General features: G+C 68.6%; 13 protein-coding genes and 1 riboswitch. All 13 genes read left to right on the top strand.

Annotated elements, in window-relative coordinates:
* Positions 1 to 508: 508 nt before the first annotated feature.
* Complete coding sequence (gene cobT, locus AC1DYX_RS18730; protein WP_477261528.1) at positions 509 to 1543, top strand: nicotinate-nucleotide--dimethylbenzimidazole phosphoribosyltransferase; 1035 nt, start codon at positions 509 to 511, stop codon at positions 1541 to 1543.
* Entirely contained in the window at positions 1543 to 2328 is a 786-nt protein-coding gene (locus AC1DYX_RS18725; protein ID WP_477261526.1) for an adenosylcobinamide-GDP ribazoletransferase, read from the top strand. The genes cobT and AC1DYX_RS18725 overlap by 1 nt, the downstream gene beginning before the upstream one ends.
* Complete coding sequence (locus AC1DYX_RS18720; protein ID WP_477261524.1) at positions 2325 to 2861, top strand: histidine phosphatase family protein; 537 nt, start codon at positions 2325 to 2327, stop codon at positions 2859 to 2861. The genes AC1DYX_RS18725 and AC1DYX_RS18720 overlap by 4 nt, the downstream gene beginning before the upstream one ends.
* A 7-nt stretch (positions 2862 to 2868) precedes the next feature.
* A riboswitch (cobalamin riboswitch) is annotated at positions 2869 to 3111 on the top strand.
* A gap of 68 nt (positions 3112 to 3179) precedes the next feature.
* Complete coding sequence (locus AC1DYX_RS18715; RefSeq protein ID WP_477261522.1) at positions 3180 to 5036, top strand: TonB-dependent receptor domain-containing protein; 1857 nt, start codon at positions 3180 to 3182, stop codon at positions 5034 to 5036.
* A gap of 20 nt (positions 5037 to 5056) precedes the next feature.
* A complete protein-coding gene (locus AC1DYX_RS18710; RefSeq protein ID WP_477261520.1) occupies positions 5057 to 6079 on the top strand; it encodes a FecCD family ABC transporter permease in 1023 nt (340 codons plus the stop codon).
* The gene (locus AC1DYX_RS18705; protein WP_477261530.1) at positions 6079 to 6855 is read left to right on the top strand and encodes an ABC transporter ATP-binding protein; all 777 of its coding nucleotides are present in this window, start codon (positions 6079 to 6081) and stop codon (positions 6853 to 6855) included. Before AC1DYX_RS18710 ends, AC1DYX_RS18705 begins: the two co-directional genes overlap by 1 nt.
* Positions 6848 to 7474 carry a cob(I)yrinic acid a,c-diamide adenosyltransferase gene (gene cobO, locus AC1DYX_RS18700; protein WP_477261518.1) on the top strand — a complete coding sequence of 209 codons (627 nt, stop codon included), beginning with the start codon at positions 6848 to 6850 and terminating at the stop codon, positions 7472 to 7474. The genes AC1DYX_RS18705 and cobO overlap by 8 nt, the downstream gene beginning before the upstream one ends.
* The gene (locus AC1DYX_RS18695; RefSeq protein ID WP_477261516.1) at positions 7474 to 8772 is read left to right on the top strand and encodes a cobyrinate a,c-diamide synthase; all 1299 of its coding nucleotides are present in this window, start codon (positions 7474 to 7476) and stop codon (positions 8770 to 8772) included. Before cobO ends, AC1DYX_RS18695 begins: the two co-directional genes overlap by 1 nt.
* Positions 8769 to 9329 (top strand): bifunctional adenosylcobinamide kinase/adenosylcobinamide-phosphate guanylyltransferase, encoded by a 561-nt coding sequence (gene cobU, locus AC1DYX_RS18690; protein ID WP_477261514.1) that lies wholly within the window; start codon positions 8769 to 8771, stop codon positions 9327 to 9329. The genes AC1DYX_RS18695 and cobU overlap by 4 nt, the downstream gene beginning before the upstream one ends.
* The gene (gene cbiB / locus AC1DYX_RS18685) at positions 9323 to 10264 is read left to right on the top strand and encodes an adenosylcobinamide-phosphate synthase CbiB (RefSeq protein ID WP_477261512.1); all 942 of its coding nucleotides are present in this window, start codon (positions 9323 to 9325) and stop codon (positions 10262 to 10264) included. The genes cobU and cbiB overlap by 7 nt, the downstream gene beginning before the upstream one ends.
* Entirely contained in the window at positions 10257 to 11249 is a 993-nt protein-coding gene (gene cobD, locus AC1DYX_RS18680; protein ID WP_477261510.1) for a threonine-phosphate decarboxylase CobD, read from the top strand. The genes cbiB and cobD overlap by 8 nt, the downstream gene beginning before the upstream one ends.
* On the top strand, positions 11246 to 12124 hold the full coding sequence (locus AC1DYX_RS18675) for a cobalamin-binding protein (protein ID WP_477261508.1): 879 nt from the start codon (positions 11246 to 11248) through the stop codon (positions 12122 to 12124). Before cobD ends, AC1DYX_RS18675 begins: the two co-directional genes overlap by 4 nt.
* Positions 12121 to 13519, top strand: a 1399-nt coding sequence (locus AC1DYX_RS18670; RefSeq protein WP_477261506.1) for a cobyric acid synthase, incomplete at its 3' end; no start/stop codon positions are given. The genes AC1DYX_RS18675 and AC1DYX_RS18670, both read left to right, overlap by 4 nt.

Genomic DNA, 13519 nt, shown 5'->3' with positions numbered 1-13519 from the left:
ATCTGAGCCAGGATCAAACTCTTCAGTTTAATTCCTGTTTTTGCCATCGGCTTTCGCCAACAGCAGATCGCTCACTCAAAATACTGACCGTCACTCATTGCTGAGCAACGTATTTCTTTTGCGTGAACATTTGATAATTTAAGCATTCAGCAGCCACTTACGCGACTGCTGGCACCTCATCAAACGCCCACACTTATCGACTGTTTATTGTTAAAGATCGGTATCCGGTACTGCCTTGCTGCGCTTGCGAATCGTTTTGTTCGTCAGCAGCAGAGAAGTGAGATTATGCAGTGTTTCGCTTAACTCGTCAACCCCTCGTTTTTCCGCAACACACTCAACCTGACCGGCCTGACAAGCTTAATTGGTTGATTCAATTAAACTTTTTATGCGCTGCAGAAGCAGGACGCGAACTATAGCAAATCGAATCGGAGGTATGCAAGGGGGCGATCGTAAGAATTTTCCGGTTGCTCGTGTGCTATCTTTACCGCCTTCCATCCATGGAGTACCCATGCGCTTCCCGCATATCGCCCCCACAACCGCACCCGATCTCACCGCCGCGCTCACGGCCGCCATCAATAACAAGACCAAGCCGTTGGGCAGCCTCGGTGCGCTCGAACGGCTGGCCAGCCGCCTGGGCCTGGCCCAGGCCACGACCTCCCCCACGATCAGGAAGCCGGCCATCCTCGTATTCGCAGGCGACCATGGCGTCGTCGCCGAGGGCGTGTCCGCCTACCCACAGGATGTCACGTGGCAGATGGTCGAGAACTTCCTGGCCCAGGGCGCCGCGATCAACGTGTTCGCGCGTCAGAACGGCTGCGACCTGCACGTGGTCGATGCGGGCGTCAATCATGACTTCGGCCCCCGCCCCGGTCTCGTCGACCGCAAGGTTGCGCATGGCACGCGCAACTTCGCGCTCGATGCGGCGATGACACCCGAACAGTGTGCGACCGCGCTCGAACACGGCATGGCCTTCGCCGCGGACCTGCCCGGCAACGTGGTCGGCTTCGGCGAGATGGGCATCGGGAATACGACGGCCGCGGCCGCGCTGATGCACAAGCTGACGGGGATTCCCGTCGCGGACTGCGTCGGCGCGGGCACGGGTCTGTCGCCGGAAGGCGTCCTGAGCAAGCAGCGCGTGATCGAGGCGGCCGTCCAGCGCCACGCCGGCGTCGACGACCCGCTCGCCGTGCTGGCCACGTTCGGCGGCTTCGAAATCGCGATGATGGCCGGCGCCATGCTGCAAGCGGCCGCGTTGCGCAAGGTGCTGCTGATCGACGGCTTCATCGTCACGAGCGCCCTGCTGGTGGCGGCGCGCATCGTCCCCGCGATCCTCGATTACTGTGTGTTCGCGCACTGCTCCGACGAAGCCGGCCACCGACGCATGCTGGATGCGCTCGGCGCCGAACCGCTGCTGCACCTGAATCTGCGCCTGGGCGAAGGCACGGGTGCCGCGCTGGCCCTGCCGCTGCTGCACGCGGCCGCGAACTTCCTGAACGAGATGGCGACCTTCGAATCGGCCAGCGTCAGCGAAAAGTCGAGTTAATGCACCAGATCCGGCTATTCTTCGTCGCCCTGCAGTTCTTCACACGGCTGCCGATCCCGGCCTGGGTCGGCTTCGAGGCCAGCTGGCTGCAGCACGCGTCGCGCTACTTCCCGCTCGTCGGCGTCGTCGTCGCGGCGATTACGGCGGCCGTCTATGCCGCGGCCGCGCTCGTGCTGCCCGCGCCGGTGGCGGCCGTGCTGTCGACCGCGGCGTCGATCTATATAACGGGGGCGTTCCACGAAGACGGTTTCGCCGACACGTGCGATGGCCTCGGCGGCGGTATGACGAAGGAACGGGCTCTGGAGATCATGAAGGACTCGCGCGTCGGTGCCTATGGCGCGATCGGCATGGTATGCATGCTGACGACCAAGCTGTCGGCGCTGGCGCTGCTGCCGCCCCACCTCGCCGTGGCCGCGCTGTTCGTCGCGCATCCAATCTCGCGCCTCGCGGCGACGGCGCTGATCTGGAAGCTTGACTATGTGCGCGGCGAGGGCAAGGCCAAGCCGCTGGCGCAGCAGATGACGGGCACGGAATTCGCGATCGCGGCGCTGACGTGCGCGCTGCCGGCGGCGTGCGTGCTGGGCGCCGGCTGGATGGCGCCGGCCGCGCTGTCAGCCGCGGTGCTGACGACGGCCGCCGCGGCGCTATGGCTGGGCCGCCTGTTCGTGCGGCGCCTCGGCGGCTACACGGGCGATTGTCTCGGCGCCGTGCAGCAGCTGGCCGAGGCGCTGGTCTATGTCGCGGTGCTGGCCACGCTCGGCCACGGCGCCTGGATGGCCGCATGACGCTGTACCTCGTGCGCCATCCGCAACCGGACGTCGCGCCCGGACTGTGCTACGGCGCCAGCGACGTCGCGGTGCCTGACGCGGAACTCGCGCGCGTGCACGCCGCGCTGACGGCGCAAGGCCTGCCGGGCGACTTGCTCGTGGTGTCGAGCCCCCTGCAGCGCTGCGCCCTGTTGGCCGAACGCCTGGCGCCGGGCCGCGTGACGCTCGACGCGCGCCTGGCCGAGATGAATTTCGGTGAGTGGGAGCGGCAATCGTGGTCGGCCATCCCGCGCGGCGACGTCGACGCCTGGACGGCCGACCTCCTCCATTACCGCCCCGGCGGCGCGGAGAACGTGCTCGACGTGGCGCGCCGCGTGCGTGCGTGCGTCGACGATCTGCACGCGCCCTCCGCGCTCATCGTCTGCCACGCCGGCACCATCCGCCTGCTGACCGCAATGCATGGCGGAGAAGCGCTCGAACAGGCTGCGCTGCGGGCGGCGCAGACGCCGCATCGCATCGTCTACGGCGAACTGATCGTACTGAAGGGCTGACAACGCCGTATAATGTCGGCGTTTTGGTGCTCGCGCCCGGTTCTTCGGACGCAGTTAAACGGGAAACACGAAGCCGCGCTTTCACGAGCCTGCGCCAACGTGTGCTGCCCCCGCAACGGTAAGCCAGTGCCGCCCGCGTTCGTCGAACGCATGCGCGGCAACCGTCTCCACATACCACTGTGCATCCGCATGGGAAGGTCGGACGGCCATACTCGCCAGCCCGGATACCGGCCAAAAGGTGGAAACGCGGTCCCGCCGCGCTTCTGTTCATCTGGCTGACGGGGACGTCGGCCGGTTGTCCCATTACGAAGATAGTCAATGTCAGTTCCTGTATCCCGGCAGGCGGCCGCGCTTTCGCTCGCGCTTTCGCTCCCGCTTATCGTCGCCGCCCCGGCCCACGCCGATCCGATCCCCGACACCGTGGTCGTCACCGCCAACCGCACGCCGCAGCATGCCGACGAAGTCATTCCCGACACCGTCGTCATCACGAGCGAAGAAATCGCCCGTGCCGGCGCCGGCTCCGTGGCCGACGTGCTGCGTCGCCAGCGCGGCATCGAGATCGCCCGCAACGGCGGCGCCGGCACCAACACCACCGTATTCCTGCGCGGCGCCAACAGCAACCAGGTCGCCGTGCTCGTCGACGGCGTGCGCATCGGTTCCGCGACCACCGGCGCGGCCGCGTGGAATGCGATTCCCCTGTCCGCCGTCGACCACATCGAGATCGTGTACGGTACCCTGAGCTCCCTGTACGGCGCCGACGCCATCGGCGGCGTCGTGCAGATCTTCACGAAGAAGAGCCAAGGTCAGCCGGCGTTCAGCGCCAGCGCGGGCGGCGGCACCTACGGCACCAACAAGTACGACGCCAGCGTGAGCGGCTCGACGGGCGGAGAACACGGCGTCAGTTATGCGCTCTCCGGCGCGCACGAAGAATCGGACGGCTTCTCGGCCACGCGGCCCGGCGCGTTCGGCTACAACGCCGACGACGATGGCTATACGCGCAACAGCGTCAACGGCCGCGTCGCGCTGCGCCTGGCCGAGGACCACGAGATCGGCGCGCAATTCCTGCAAAGCCGCCTGAACGCGCAATACGACAACGGCAGCTCCAGCTTCGACGCCCACAACATCCAGGAAGTCGACAACTACGGCGTCTTCCTGAACGACCGCTTCACGCCCAACTGGCACAGCAGCATCCAGGCGGCGCGCTCGGAAGATAAACTCGGCAGCTTCACGAGCACGGCACCGACGGGCAGGTCGCAACTGAACACGCGCCAGGACGAGTTCACGTGGCAGAACACGTTCGACCTGAACGGCGACACGCTGCAGGTCCTGGCCGGCCACCGCAAGGAGCAGGTCCTGTCCAGCTCCATCCAGAACCTGAACCGCACGCGCATCACCAATTCCGTCGCGACCGCATACGACCTGCGCCGCGGCAGCCACCGGCTCGACCTCAGCGCGCGCACCGACCGTTCCGAATACGGCACGAAGACGACAGGCGCGGCCGGCTACGGCTACGAGTTCACGAAGGACCTGCGTGCCACCGCGAGCTTCGGCACGAGCTTCCGCGCACCCACGTTCAACGAGTTGTATTACCCGAACTACGGCCTGTCGTCGAACAAGCCGGAACAAGGTCGCAATGCGGAAGCGGGCGTGCAATACCGCGTGGCCGGCGTCGACCTGCAGGCGAATTACTACCGCAACCGCCTGACCGACATGATCGTGTCCGTCACACCCTGCCCCGGCCGTCCCACGGGCAGCTGCGCATACAACGTCGACCACGCGCTGCTGGAAGGTCTCACGCTCGCAGCTGACACGCGCATCGGCAACCTCGACCTGCGCGCCAGCGCCGACCTGCAGGATCCGCGCGACGAAACGACCGGCAAGCAGCTGGCCCGCCGCGCGCGCCGCCACGCCAGCTTCGCGGCCGACTACACCGCGGGTCCGGTGGACGCCGGCGTCGAGCTGCAGCTGTCCGGCCGCCGCTTCGACGATGCCGCGAATGTCAATCGCCTTGGTGGCTACGGCCTGCTGAACCTGTACACTACCTGGCACATGACGCGTGACTGGTCAATACTGGTCCGTGTCGACAATGCGCTTGATAAGCACTACGAGCTGGCGCGCAACTACGGCACGGCCGGGCGCACCTGGTTCACAGGTATCCGTTACGGCATGCGTTAATCACTATGTTCCGACGAGCCATGCACCTTGTTCCACCGTCCCAGCGCCAGCGCGCCGTCCCGATCCTCGCCGTGCTGCTGTGCGCGGCGCTCGCCAGCCTGCTCATCGCGGGCATGAGCGGATCGATCGCCGTCGCGCCGGCCGAGCTGCCGGAGGCGGTGGCGCAGGTGTTGCACGGCCGGCCCGAGTCGCTGGCCGCGTCGCTCGTCGAGCTGCGCGCCGGCCGCGCGCTGATGGCCTTCGTCACCGGCGGCGCGCTCGCGCTGGCCGGCGTCATGATGCAGGCCCTGCTGCGCAATCCGCTCGCCGACCCGTACGTGCTCGGCATCTCGGCCGGCGCTTCGGTCGGCGCGCTGTTCGCCCTGCTGATGCTGTGTGCGGCCGCCACCGTCGACGCCGCGGCGATGGCCGGCGCCGTGACGGTGTCGCTGCTGTTGTACCTGCTGGCGCGGCGCGACATGCGCGGCGGCGTGGCGGCCGAAGGCGGCACGTCGATGCTGCTGCTCACCGGCGTCATCATGTCGTCGGCCAGCATGGCCCTCGTGACGCTGATGCTGTCGATCGCACCGGAAGGCCGTTTGCGCAGCATGGTGTTCTGGATGATCRGCGACCTGGCCGGCACACCGCTGCGCGCGCTGCCCTGGATCGTGCTGGGCGCCGCGCTCGCGTACGCGCTGCGCAACGCGCGCGCGATGAACATGCTCGCGCTGCACGCGGAAGCCGCAGCCACGCTGGGCGTGCGCGTCGGCGCCGTGCGCAAGGGCCTGTTCTTCGTGTCGGCCATCCTGACGGCGAGCGCCGTGACGAGCGCCGGTGCCATCGGCTTCGTCGGCCTGATCGTGCCGCATGCCTGCCGCTTCGCGTTCGGCCCGGACCACCGCGTGCTGGTGCCGGCCGCCGTGCTGGGCGGCGGCAGCCTGCTCGTGCTGTGCGATACCGTCGCGCGCACGGTCGTCGCGCCAACCCAGCTGCCCGTCGGCGCCATCACGGCGCTGATCGGCGCGCCCATCTTCCTCTACCAGCTGCACCGCCTGCGCAAATGATGATCGCGACCCGACAACTGGAACTGCGCGCCGGCTCACGCGTGCTCGTGCGGGGCCTCGACTGGTTGGTCGACGCCGGCGAATGCTGGTCCATCATCGGCCGCAACGGCGCCGGCAAAAGCACGCTGCTGCGCACCCTGGCCGGCCTGCGCGCGCCGGAAAACGGCACGGTCGAGCTGCACGGACGGGCATTGTCCACCTGGCCGCTGGAAGCGCTGGCGCATGAGCGGGCCTACCTGCCGCAGGCGCGCAGCGATGCCTTTGCCTACAACGTGATGGAAACCGTGCTGTCGGCGCGGCACCCGTATCACGCCAACCGCTACTGGGAACACAGCGACGACCACCACGCGGCGCTGGCCGCCCTCGATGCGATGGAAGTCGACCACCTGGCCGCGCGCGACGTCCGCACGCTGTCGGGCGGCGAGCGCCAGCGCGTGGCCATCGCCGCGCTGCTGGCCCAGGACACGCCGCTACTGCTGCTGGACGAACCGGCCAACGCCCTCGACCTCGCGCACCAGATGCGCACGATGTCGCTGCTCTCGCGCCTGTGCCGGCAAAGCGGCAAGACGGTCGTGATGATCGGTCACGACCTGAACCTTGCACACAGTATCTCCACCCACGCCCTGCTGCTGATGGGCGACGGCCGCTGGCATGCCGGCACCGTCGACGACGCCATGCAGGCACCGCTGCTGAGCAGCTATCTCGGCCATCCGATCGATGCGATCGAACACGGGGGCCGCCGCATCTTCATCCCCCTGGAGACCCAACATGACTGAAATGACACCCGAACAGACAGCCGCACTGAACGAGCGCCACCGCGCGCGCATGGAACGCAAGAAGGCGATCATCGACGCCAGGATCGCCGCGGCCGACAAGAAGATCGGCATCATCATCGTCAACACCGGCAACGGYAAGGGCAAGAGCTCGAGCGCGTTCGGCATGGTCGGCCGGGCCCTCGGCCACGGCATGAAGGTCGGCGTCGTCCAGTTCATCAAGGGCGCCATGTCCACCGGCGACGAGCTGTTCCTGCGCCGCTTTCCCGACGACGTCAGCTTCCACGCGATGGGCGAAGGCTATACGTGGGAGACGCAGGACCGCGAACGCGACGTCGCCAAGGCGCAAGAAGCCTGGGAGCAGGCGCGCCGCTTCCTCTCCGATCCCGTCTACGGCCTCGTCGTACTGGACGAGCTGAACATCGCCCTGAAATATCGCTACCTGGACGTGCACACCGTGATCGCCGACCTGCTCGACCGTCCCGAGATGCAGCACGTCGTCGTGACGGGCCGCGGCGCACCGCCGGAACTCATCGCCGTGGCGGACACGGTCTCGGAAATGAACGACGTCAAGCACGCCTTCCGGGCGGGCATCACGGCCCAGGCCGGGACGGAGTGGTAATGTCCGTCGGCGCGCGCATGCTGCTCGTGGCCGCCATCGCGTCCGGCCAGGGCAAGACGACGGTGACGGCCGCACTCGCGCGCCGGCTGCGCCGCATGGGCCAGCGGGTGCACGTGTTCAAGTGCGGCCCCGATTTCATCGACCCGATGGTGCTCGAACACGCGAGCCGCGCGAAGGTCCATACGCTCGACCTGTGGATGGTCGGCCTGGAGCAGAGCCGCCAGCGCCTCGCCCGCGCCGCGCGCGAAGCGGACGTCGTGCTCGTCGAGGGCGTGATGGGCCTGTACGACGGCGATCCGTCGGCCGCCGACCTCGCGCGCGCGTTCGACCTGCCCGTGCTGGCCGTGGTCGATGCGGCCGCGATGGCGCAGACGGTGGGCGCCGTCGTGCTGGGCCTGCGCGACTACGGTCCCGTGCGGATGGCCGGCGTCGTCGCCAACCGCGTGGCCAGCGAAGGGCATGGCCGCATGGTGGCGGCATCGCTGCGCGACATCCCGCTGCTCGCCACCTTGCCGAAGCAGGCGCGCAGCCTGCCGGAACGCCACCTGGGCCTCGTCGTGCCGGGCGAAGTCGACGACATCGACGCCCTCCTCGACGACCTGGCCGACCAGTTGCGGCTGGACGAGGCAGCGTGGAACGCGCTGCCCACGCAGTTGCTGGATGACGCCGTACCGGAAACGCCGGTTCCGCCGCTGCTGGCCGGGAAGACGGTGGCGATCGCGCGCGACGCCGCGTTCTGTTTCCTGTATCCGGCCAACGTCGACACGCTGGAAACGCTCGGCGCGCAGGTACGCTGGTTCTCGCCGCTGGCCGACGAGGCGGTGCCGCAGGATGCCGATGCCGTCTACCTGCCGGGCGGCTACCCGGAACTGCACGGCGAAGCGCTGGCGCGGGCAACACACTGGCAGGCATCGATCCGCGCGGCGCATGCCACCGGCCTGCCCATCCTCGCCGAATGCGGCGGCATGATGGCGCTGGCGGACTCCCTCGCCGACAAGGATGGCAATGCCTGGCCGATGGCGGGCCTGCTGGAGGGTCGCGTGCTGATGCAGCCGCGCCTCGCCGGACTGGGATCGCAGGGCCTCGCCACGCAGGCCGGGCAGATGCGCGGCCACACGTTCCACTATTCGCGTCTGGAGACTTCCGTCTCCCCCTCCGCGTGGACGGTCAAACACCCGTCCGGCGCGCAGGGCGAGGCCGTGTACCGGGTCGGCTCGCTGACGGCGTCTTACTTCCATGCGTTCTTCGCATCGAACCCGGCAAGCGCAGCGAGCCTGCTGCGCGGAGACCTGGCATGACGCGCACGCTGATCCTCGGCGGCGCGCGGTCCGGCAAGAGCGGGCTGGCCGAACGCCTTGCGCGCGCGTCCGGCAAGGAAGTTGTGTATGTCGCGACGTYGTACGCGGGCGACGCCGAGATGACGGCGCGCATCGCGCACCACCGTGCGCGCCGGCCGGCCGAATGGCAGACCGTGGAGGAAGCGACGGCGCTGGCCGCGACGCTGCGCGCCGTGTGCGCGCCTGGGCGCATCGTGCTCGTCGACTGCCTGACCTTGTGGCTCACGAACCTGATGTTCTCGAAGCACGAGGATTATCCCGAGGTCGGCCCCATCGACCTGCCGCCGTCGTTCGTCGGCGAACGCGCGGCGCTGTTGGCCTGGCTGGACGAGCCAGGCGCCGGCGACGTCATCTTCGTATCGAACGAAGTCGGCATGGGCATCGTGCCCTACGGCGCCATATCGCGCGCATTCGTGGACGAAGCGGGCCGACTGAACCAGGACGTCGCGGCGCGCTGTGAACGCGTGCTGTTCGTCGCGGCCGGCCTGCCCCTCGCGCTGAAAGGCCCGCCGTGCTGAGCGGCCTGTCGCCGCCGGCACTCGCGCTGACGCTCGTCGCGGGCGTGCTGCTGGACCTGCTGCTGGGCGAGGCGCGGCGCTGGCATCCGCTCGTCGGCTTCGGCCGGCTGGCGTCCGCGCTGGAACGCCGCCTGAACAGAGGACGTGTGCGCATCGTGCGCGGCCTGTTCGCATGGATGCTGGCCGTGCTGCCTTTATCCGCACTTGCCTGGTTCGCGTGCGCGCACGGCGGCCCGGCCGCGCACGCGTTGCTGCTGTACCTCGGCATCGGGCTGCGCAGCCTGCGCGACCACACGCTGCCGATCCATGCGGCGCTGACCGGCGGCGATCTGGCAGGCGCACGCAAGCTGACCGCGCGCATCGTCAGCCGCGACACGGCGCGGGCATCGGAAGCGGATCTCGCCAGGGCCGGGGCCGAATCGCTGCTGGAAAACGGCAACGACGCCGTGTTCGGCACCCTGTTCTGGTTCCTCGCCGGCGGCGGCGTCGGTGTCGTGCTGTTCCGCCTCGCGAACACGCTGGACGCCATGTGGGGCTACCGCAACGAGCGCTTCAACCTGTTCGGCCGCGTGGCCGCGCGCGTGGACGACGTATTGAACTACGTGCCGGCGCGTTTGACCGCCCTGTCGTATGTACTGCTGGCGCAACGGGGCCGGCTGCTGGCCTGGCGCTGCTGGCGCACGCAGGCGCCCGCATGGAGCAGCCCGAACGCCGGCCCGGTGATGGCCAGCGGCGCCGGCGCGCTGGGCGTTTCGCTCGGCGGCGCGGCCGTGTACGACGGCGTGACGGAACTGCGCCCCCCGCTCGGCAGCGGTCCAGACGCGAGCGCCGACGACATCGTACGCGCCTGGCGCCTCGTATGGCGCACGACGCTGCTGTGGGTGCTCGTTGCCGCGGGTGTGCTGTACCTACTGGATGGGGTGATTCATGCCTGAACACGGCGGCAACCTGCGCGCCGCGCAGCAGCGCTACGGCGGCATGGACTGGATCGACCTCTCGACCGGCATCAATCCGCATGGGTATCCGGCGCCGGCCCTCGCGCCCGATGCGTGGCGACGCCTGCCCGAGCCCGATCCCGCCTTCGTGCGCGCAGCGTGCGACTACTATGGCGCGCCACACCTGCTGCCGGTGGCCGGAACGCAGGCCGCGATCCAGGCACTGCCCTGCCTGCGGGCCGGGCTGGCCGGACCGGCACGCGTGACGGTGTCCGCGCCGTCGTATGCGGAACACGCCCATCACTGGGGCCGGCACGGCCACGCCATGCGCCAGGTGGCCTACGATGCACTGGACGACGCCGTGGCGGACAGCGACGTGGTCGTCGTCGTCAATCCGAACAACCCGACCGGTGCGACGGTGGCACCAGGGCAGCTGCTGGACTGGGCAGAGCGCCTGGCGGCGCGCGGCGGCTGGCTCGTCGTCGACGAAGCGTTCGGCGATACGGCACGCTCGCTGAGCGTCGCCGGCCATGCGAACCGTCCGGGATTGATCGTGCTGCGCTCGGTCGGTAAATTCTTTGGCCTGGCGGGACTGCGGCTCGGCTTCGTCGGTGCAGAACCCTCGCTGCTGGCGGCGCTGGACGAGTTACTCGGGCCATGGGCCGTCAGCGGTCCGGCGCAGGACATCGCCCTCGCCGCCTTGCGCGACCGGGCTTGGCAGCAGGCGACGCAGGCCCGCCTCGCGCGCGACGGCGCACGCATGCACGCGCTGCTGGCCGAGCACGGCATCGACGCGCACGGCACGCCGCTGTTCCACTGGTGGGCGGAACCGCGTGCCGAGGCCTTTCACGAACACATGGCGCGGCGCGCGATCTGGGTCAGGCTCTTCGCAGGCAGCACGCACGGCATCCGCATCGGCCTGCCGGAGAACGAATCCGAATGGCGCCGCATCGAACAGGCACTCAAGGAATGGAAAACCATATGAAACGAACGACCATCGCGGGCGCGGTCCTGCTCGCGGCAAGCCTGCAGGCGCATGCCGCCATCAGCGTCAAGGACGACGGCGGCAGCACCGTCACCGTGGCCAGGCCGGCCCAGCGCGTGATCTCGCTGGCGCCGCACGTCACGGAACTGTTGTTCGCGGCCGGCGGCGGCAGCCACGTGGTGGGTGTCGTCTCGTACAGCGATTTTCCGGAAGAAGCGAAGAAGATCCAGCAGGTCGGCTCGAACCGCGAAGTCGACCTGGAACGCATCATGGCCCTGAAACCCGACCTGATCGTCGTCTGGCGCCACGGCAGTTCGGAGCGCCAGATCGAGATGGTGCAGAAGCTCGGCATCCCGATGTTCCACAGCGAGCCGCAAAAGCTGGAAGACATCGCGGACAACGTGCAGAAACTGGGCCAGCTGATGGGCACCGACGCCGTCGCCGGCCCGGCCGCCGCCGACCTGCGCGGCAAGATCGCCAGCCTGCGCAGCCGCTATGCGAAGCGTCCCATCGTGCGCAGCTTCTACCAGGTATGGGACAAGCCGCTGTACACGCTGAACGGCCGCCACATCGTCAGCGACGCGCTGCGCCTCTGCGGCGGCGAGAACATCTTCGACAAACTGCCCGTGACGGCACCCGTCGTGTCGATCGAGGCCGTGCTGCAGGAGAATCCGGAAGCGATCTTCGCGACGGCGGAAAAAAACTACGGCGGCGTGAACCTGTGGAAGCCGTACGGCACGCTGACGGCGGTCCGCAACGACAATCTGTTCACGATCGACGGCAATCTGCTCAACCGTTCGGGCCCACGCATGATCGCCGGCGCCGCGCAGTTGTGCGAGAAGCTCGAACTGGCGCGCAGCCACCGCCGCCCATGACGCACTTCCCGTATCCCACCCTGATGGTGCAGGGCACGACGTCGGATGCCGGCAAGAGCACCCTCGTGGCCGCGCTGTGCCGCCTGCTGCGCCGGCGCGGCGTGCGCGTGGCGCCGTTCAAGCCGCAGAATATGGCCCTGAACAGCGCCGTCACGAGCGACGGCGGCGAGATCGGCCGCGCCCAGGCCCTGCAGGCCATCGCCGCCGGCGTCGAACCCCATACCGACATGAACCCGGTACTGCTGAAACCGTCGAGCGACATCGGCGCGCAGGTCATCATCCACGGCCGCGTGCGCGCCGAGATGAACGCGCGCGACTACCACCAGTACAAGACGGTGGCCATGCAGGCCGTGCTGGAATCGCATGCACGCCTGCGCGATCAGTATGACGCCGTGATCGTGGAAGGCGCCGGCAGCCCGGCCGAGATCAACCTGCGCGACCGCGACATCGCCAACATGGGGTTCGCGGAAGCCGTCGGCTGCCCGGTGATCCTCGTCGCGGACATCGACCGCGGCGGCGTGTTCGCGCACATCGTCGGTACGCTGGCCTGCCTGTCGGACAGCGAGCGGGCGCGCATCGCCGGCTTCGTCATCAACCGCTTCCGCGGCGACATCAAGCTGCTCGAACCCGGCCTGGACTGGCTGGAGCAGCAGACGGGCAAGCCCGTGCTTGCCGTGCTGCCCTATCTGCACGGGCTGTATCTCGATGCGGAAGACGCCGTGCAGGCCGTCGCGCCGGGCGGCGGCGCGTTTCGCATCGTCGTCCCCAGCTATCCGCGGATGAGCAACCACACGGACTTCGATGCGTTGCGCGTGCATCCCGACGTCGACCTGCGCTTCGTGCGCGAAGGCGAGCCGGTGCCGGATGCGGACCTGATCATCCTCCCGGGCAGCAAGAACACGCGCGGCGACCTCGCGTGGCTGCAGGCGCAGGGCTGGCCGGACCGCATCCGCCGCCACCTGCGCTACGGCGGCAAGGTGATCGGCATCTGCGGGGGTTTCCAGATGCTGGGCGCATCCGTGGACGATCCGCACGGCGTGGAAGCGGCGGCCGGCCGCTCGACGGGACTGGGCCTGCTCGACCTGGACACGACGCTGACGCGCCAGAAACACCTGGCGCAGGTGAGCGGCCGCTGCGCGTTCGCGCCCGATGCGCTGGGCGCATCCGTCACCGGCTACGAGATCCACATGGGCGTATCGACGGGCGGCGCGCTCGTTCGGCCCGCGTTCGAGATCGACGGCCGGCCGGAAGGCGCCTGCTCGGATGACGGCCAGGTGCTGGGCACGTATCTGCACGGGCTGTTCGACCACGCCGACGCCTGCGCGGCACTGCTGCGCTGGGCCGGGCTGCTCAGCGCGCACATGGTCGACACGGCCGCGCTGCGCGAGGCGAGCC

Source organism: Massilia sp. P2_C2 (assembly GCF_056404615.1).
Note: the sequence above shows the minus strand (reverse complement) of the source record. Positions and strands in the feature narration are given on the sequence as shown.

Bases quoted from the DNA above. Each gene is read 5' to 3' on its own strand.
- AC1DYX_RS18705 (WP_477261530.1), top strand. From the start codon at position 6,079: ATGATCGCGACCCGACAACTGGAACTGCGCGCCGGCTCACGCGTGCTC.
- AC1DYX_RS18675 (WP_477261508.1), top strand. From the start codon at position 11,246: ATGAAACGAACGACCATCGCGGGCGCGGTCCTGCTCGCGGCAAGCCTG.
- AC1DYX_RS18720 (WP_477261524.1), top strand. From the start codon at position 2,325: ATGACGCTGTACCTCGTGCGCCATCCGCAACCGGACGTCGCGCCCGGA.
- AC1DYX_RS18695 (WP_477261516.1), top strand. From the start codon at position 7,474: ATGTCCGTCGGCGCGCGCATGCTGCTCGTGGCCGCCATCGCGTCCGGC.
- cobT (WP_477261528.1), top strand. From the start codon at position 509: ATGCGCTTCCCGCATATCGCCCCCACAACCGCACCCGATCTCACCGCC.
- AC1DYX_RS18725 (WP_477261526.1), top strand. From the start codon at position 1,543: ATGCACCAGATCCGGCTATTCTTCGTCGCCCTGCAGTTCTTCACACGG.
- cobD (WP_477261510.1), top strand. From the start codon at position 10,257: ATGCCTGAACACGGCGGCAACCTGCGCGCCGCGCAGCAGCGCTACGGC.
- AC1DYX_RS18715 (WP_477261522.1), top strand. From the start codon at position 3,180: ATGTCAGTTCCTGTATCCCGGCAGGCGGCCGCGCTTTCGCTCGCGCTT.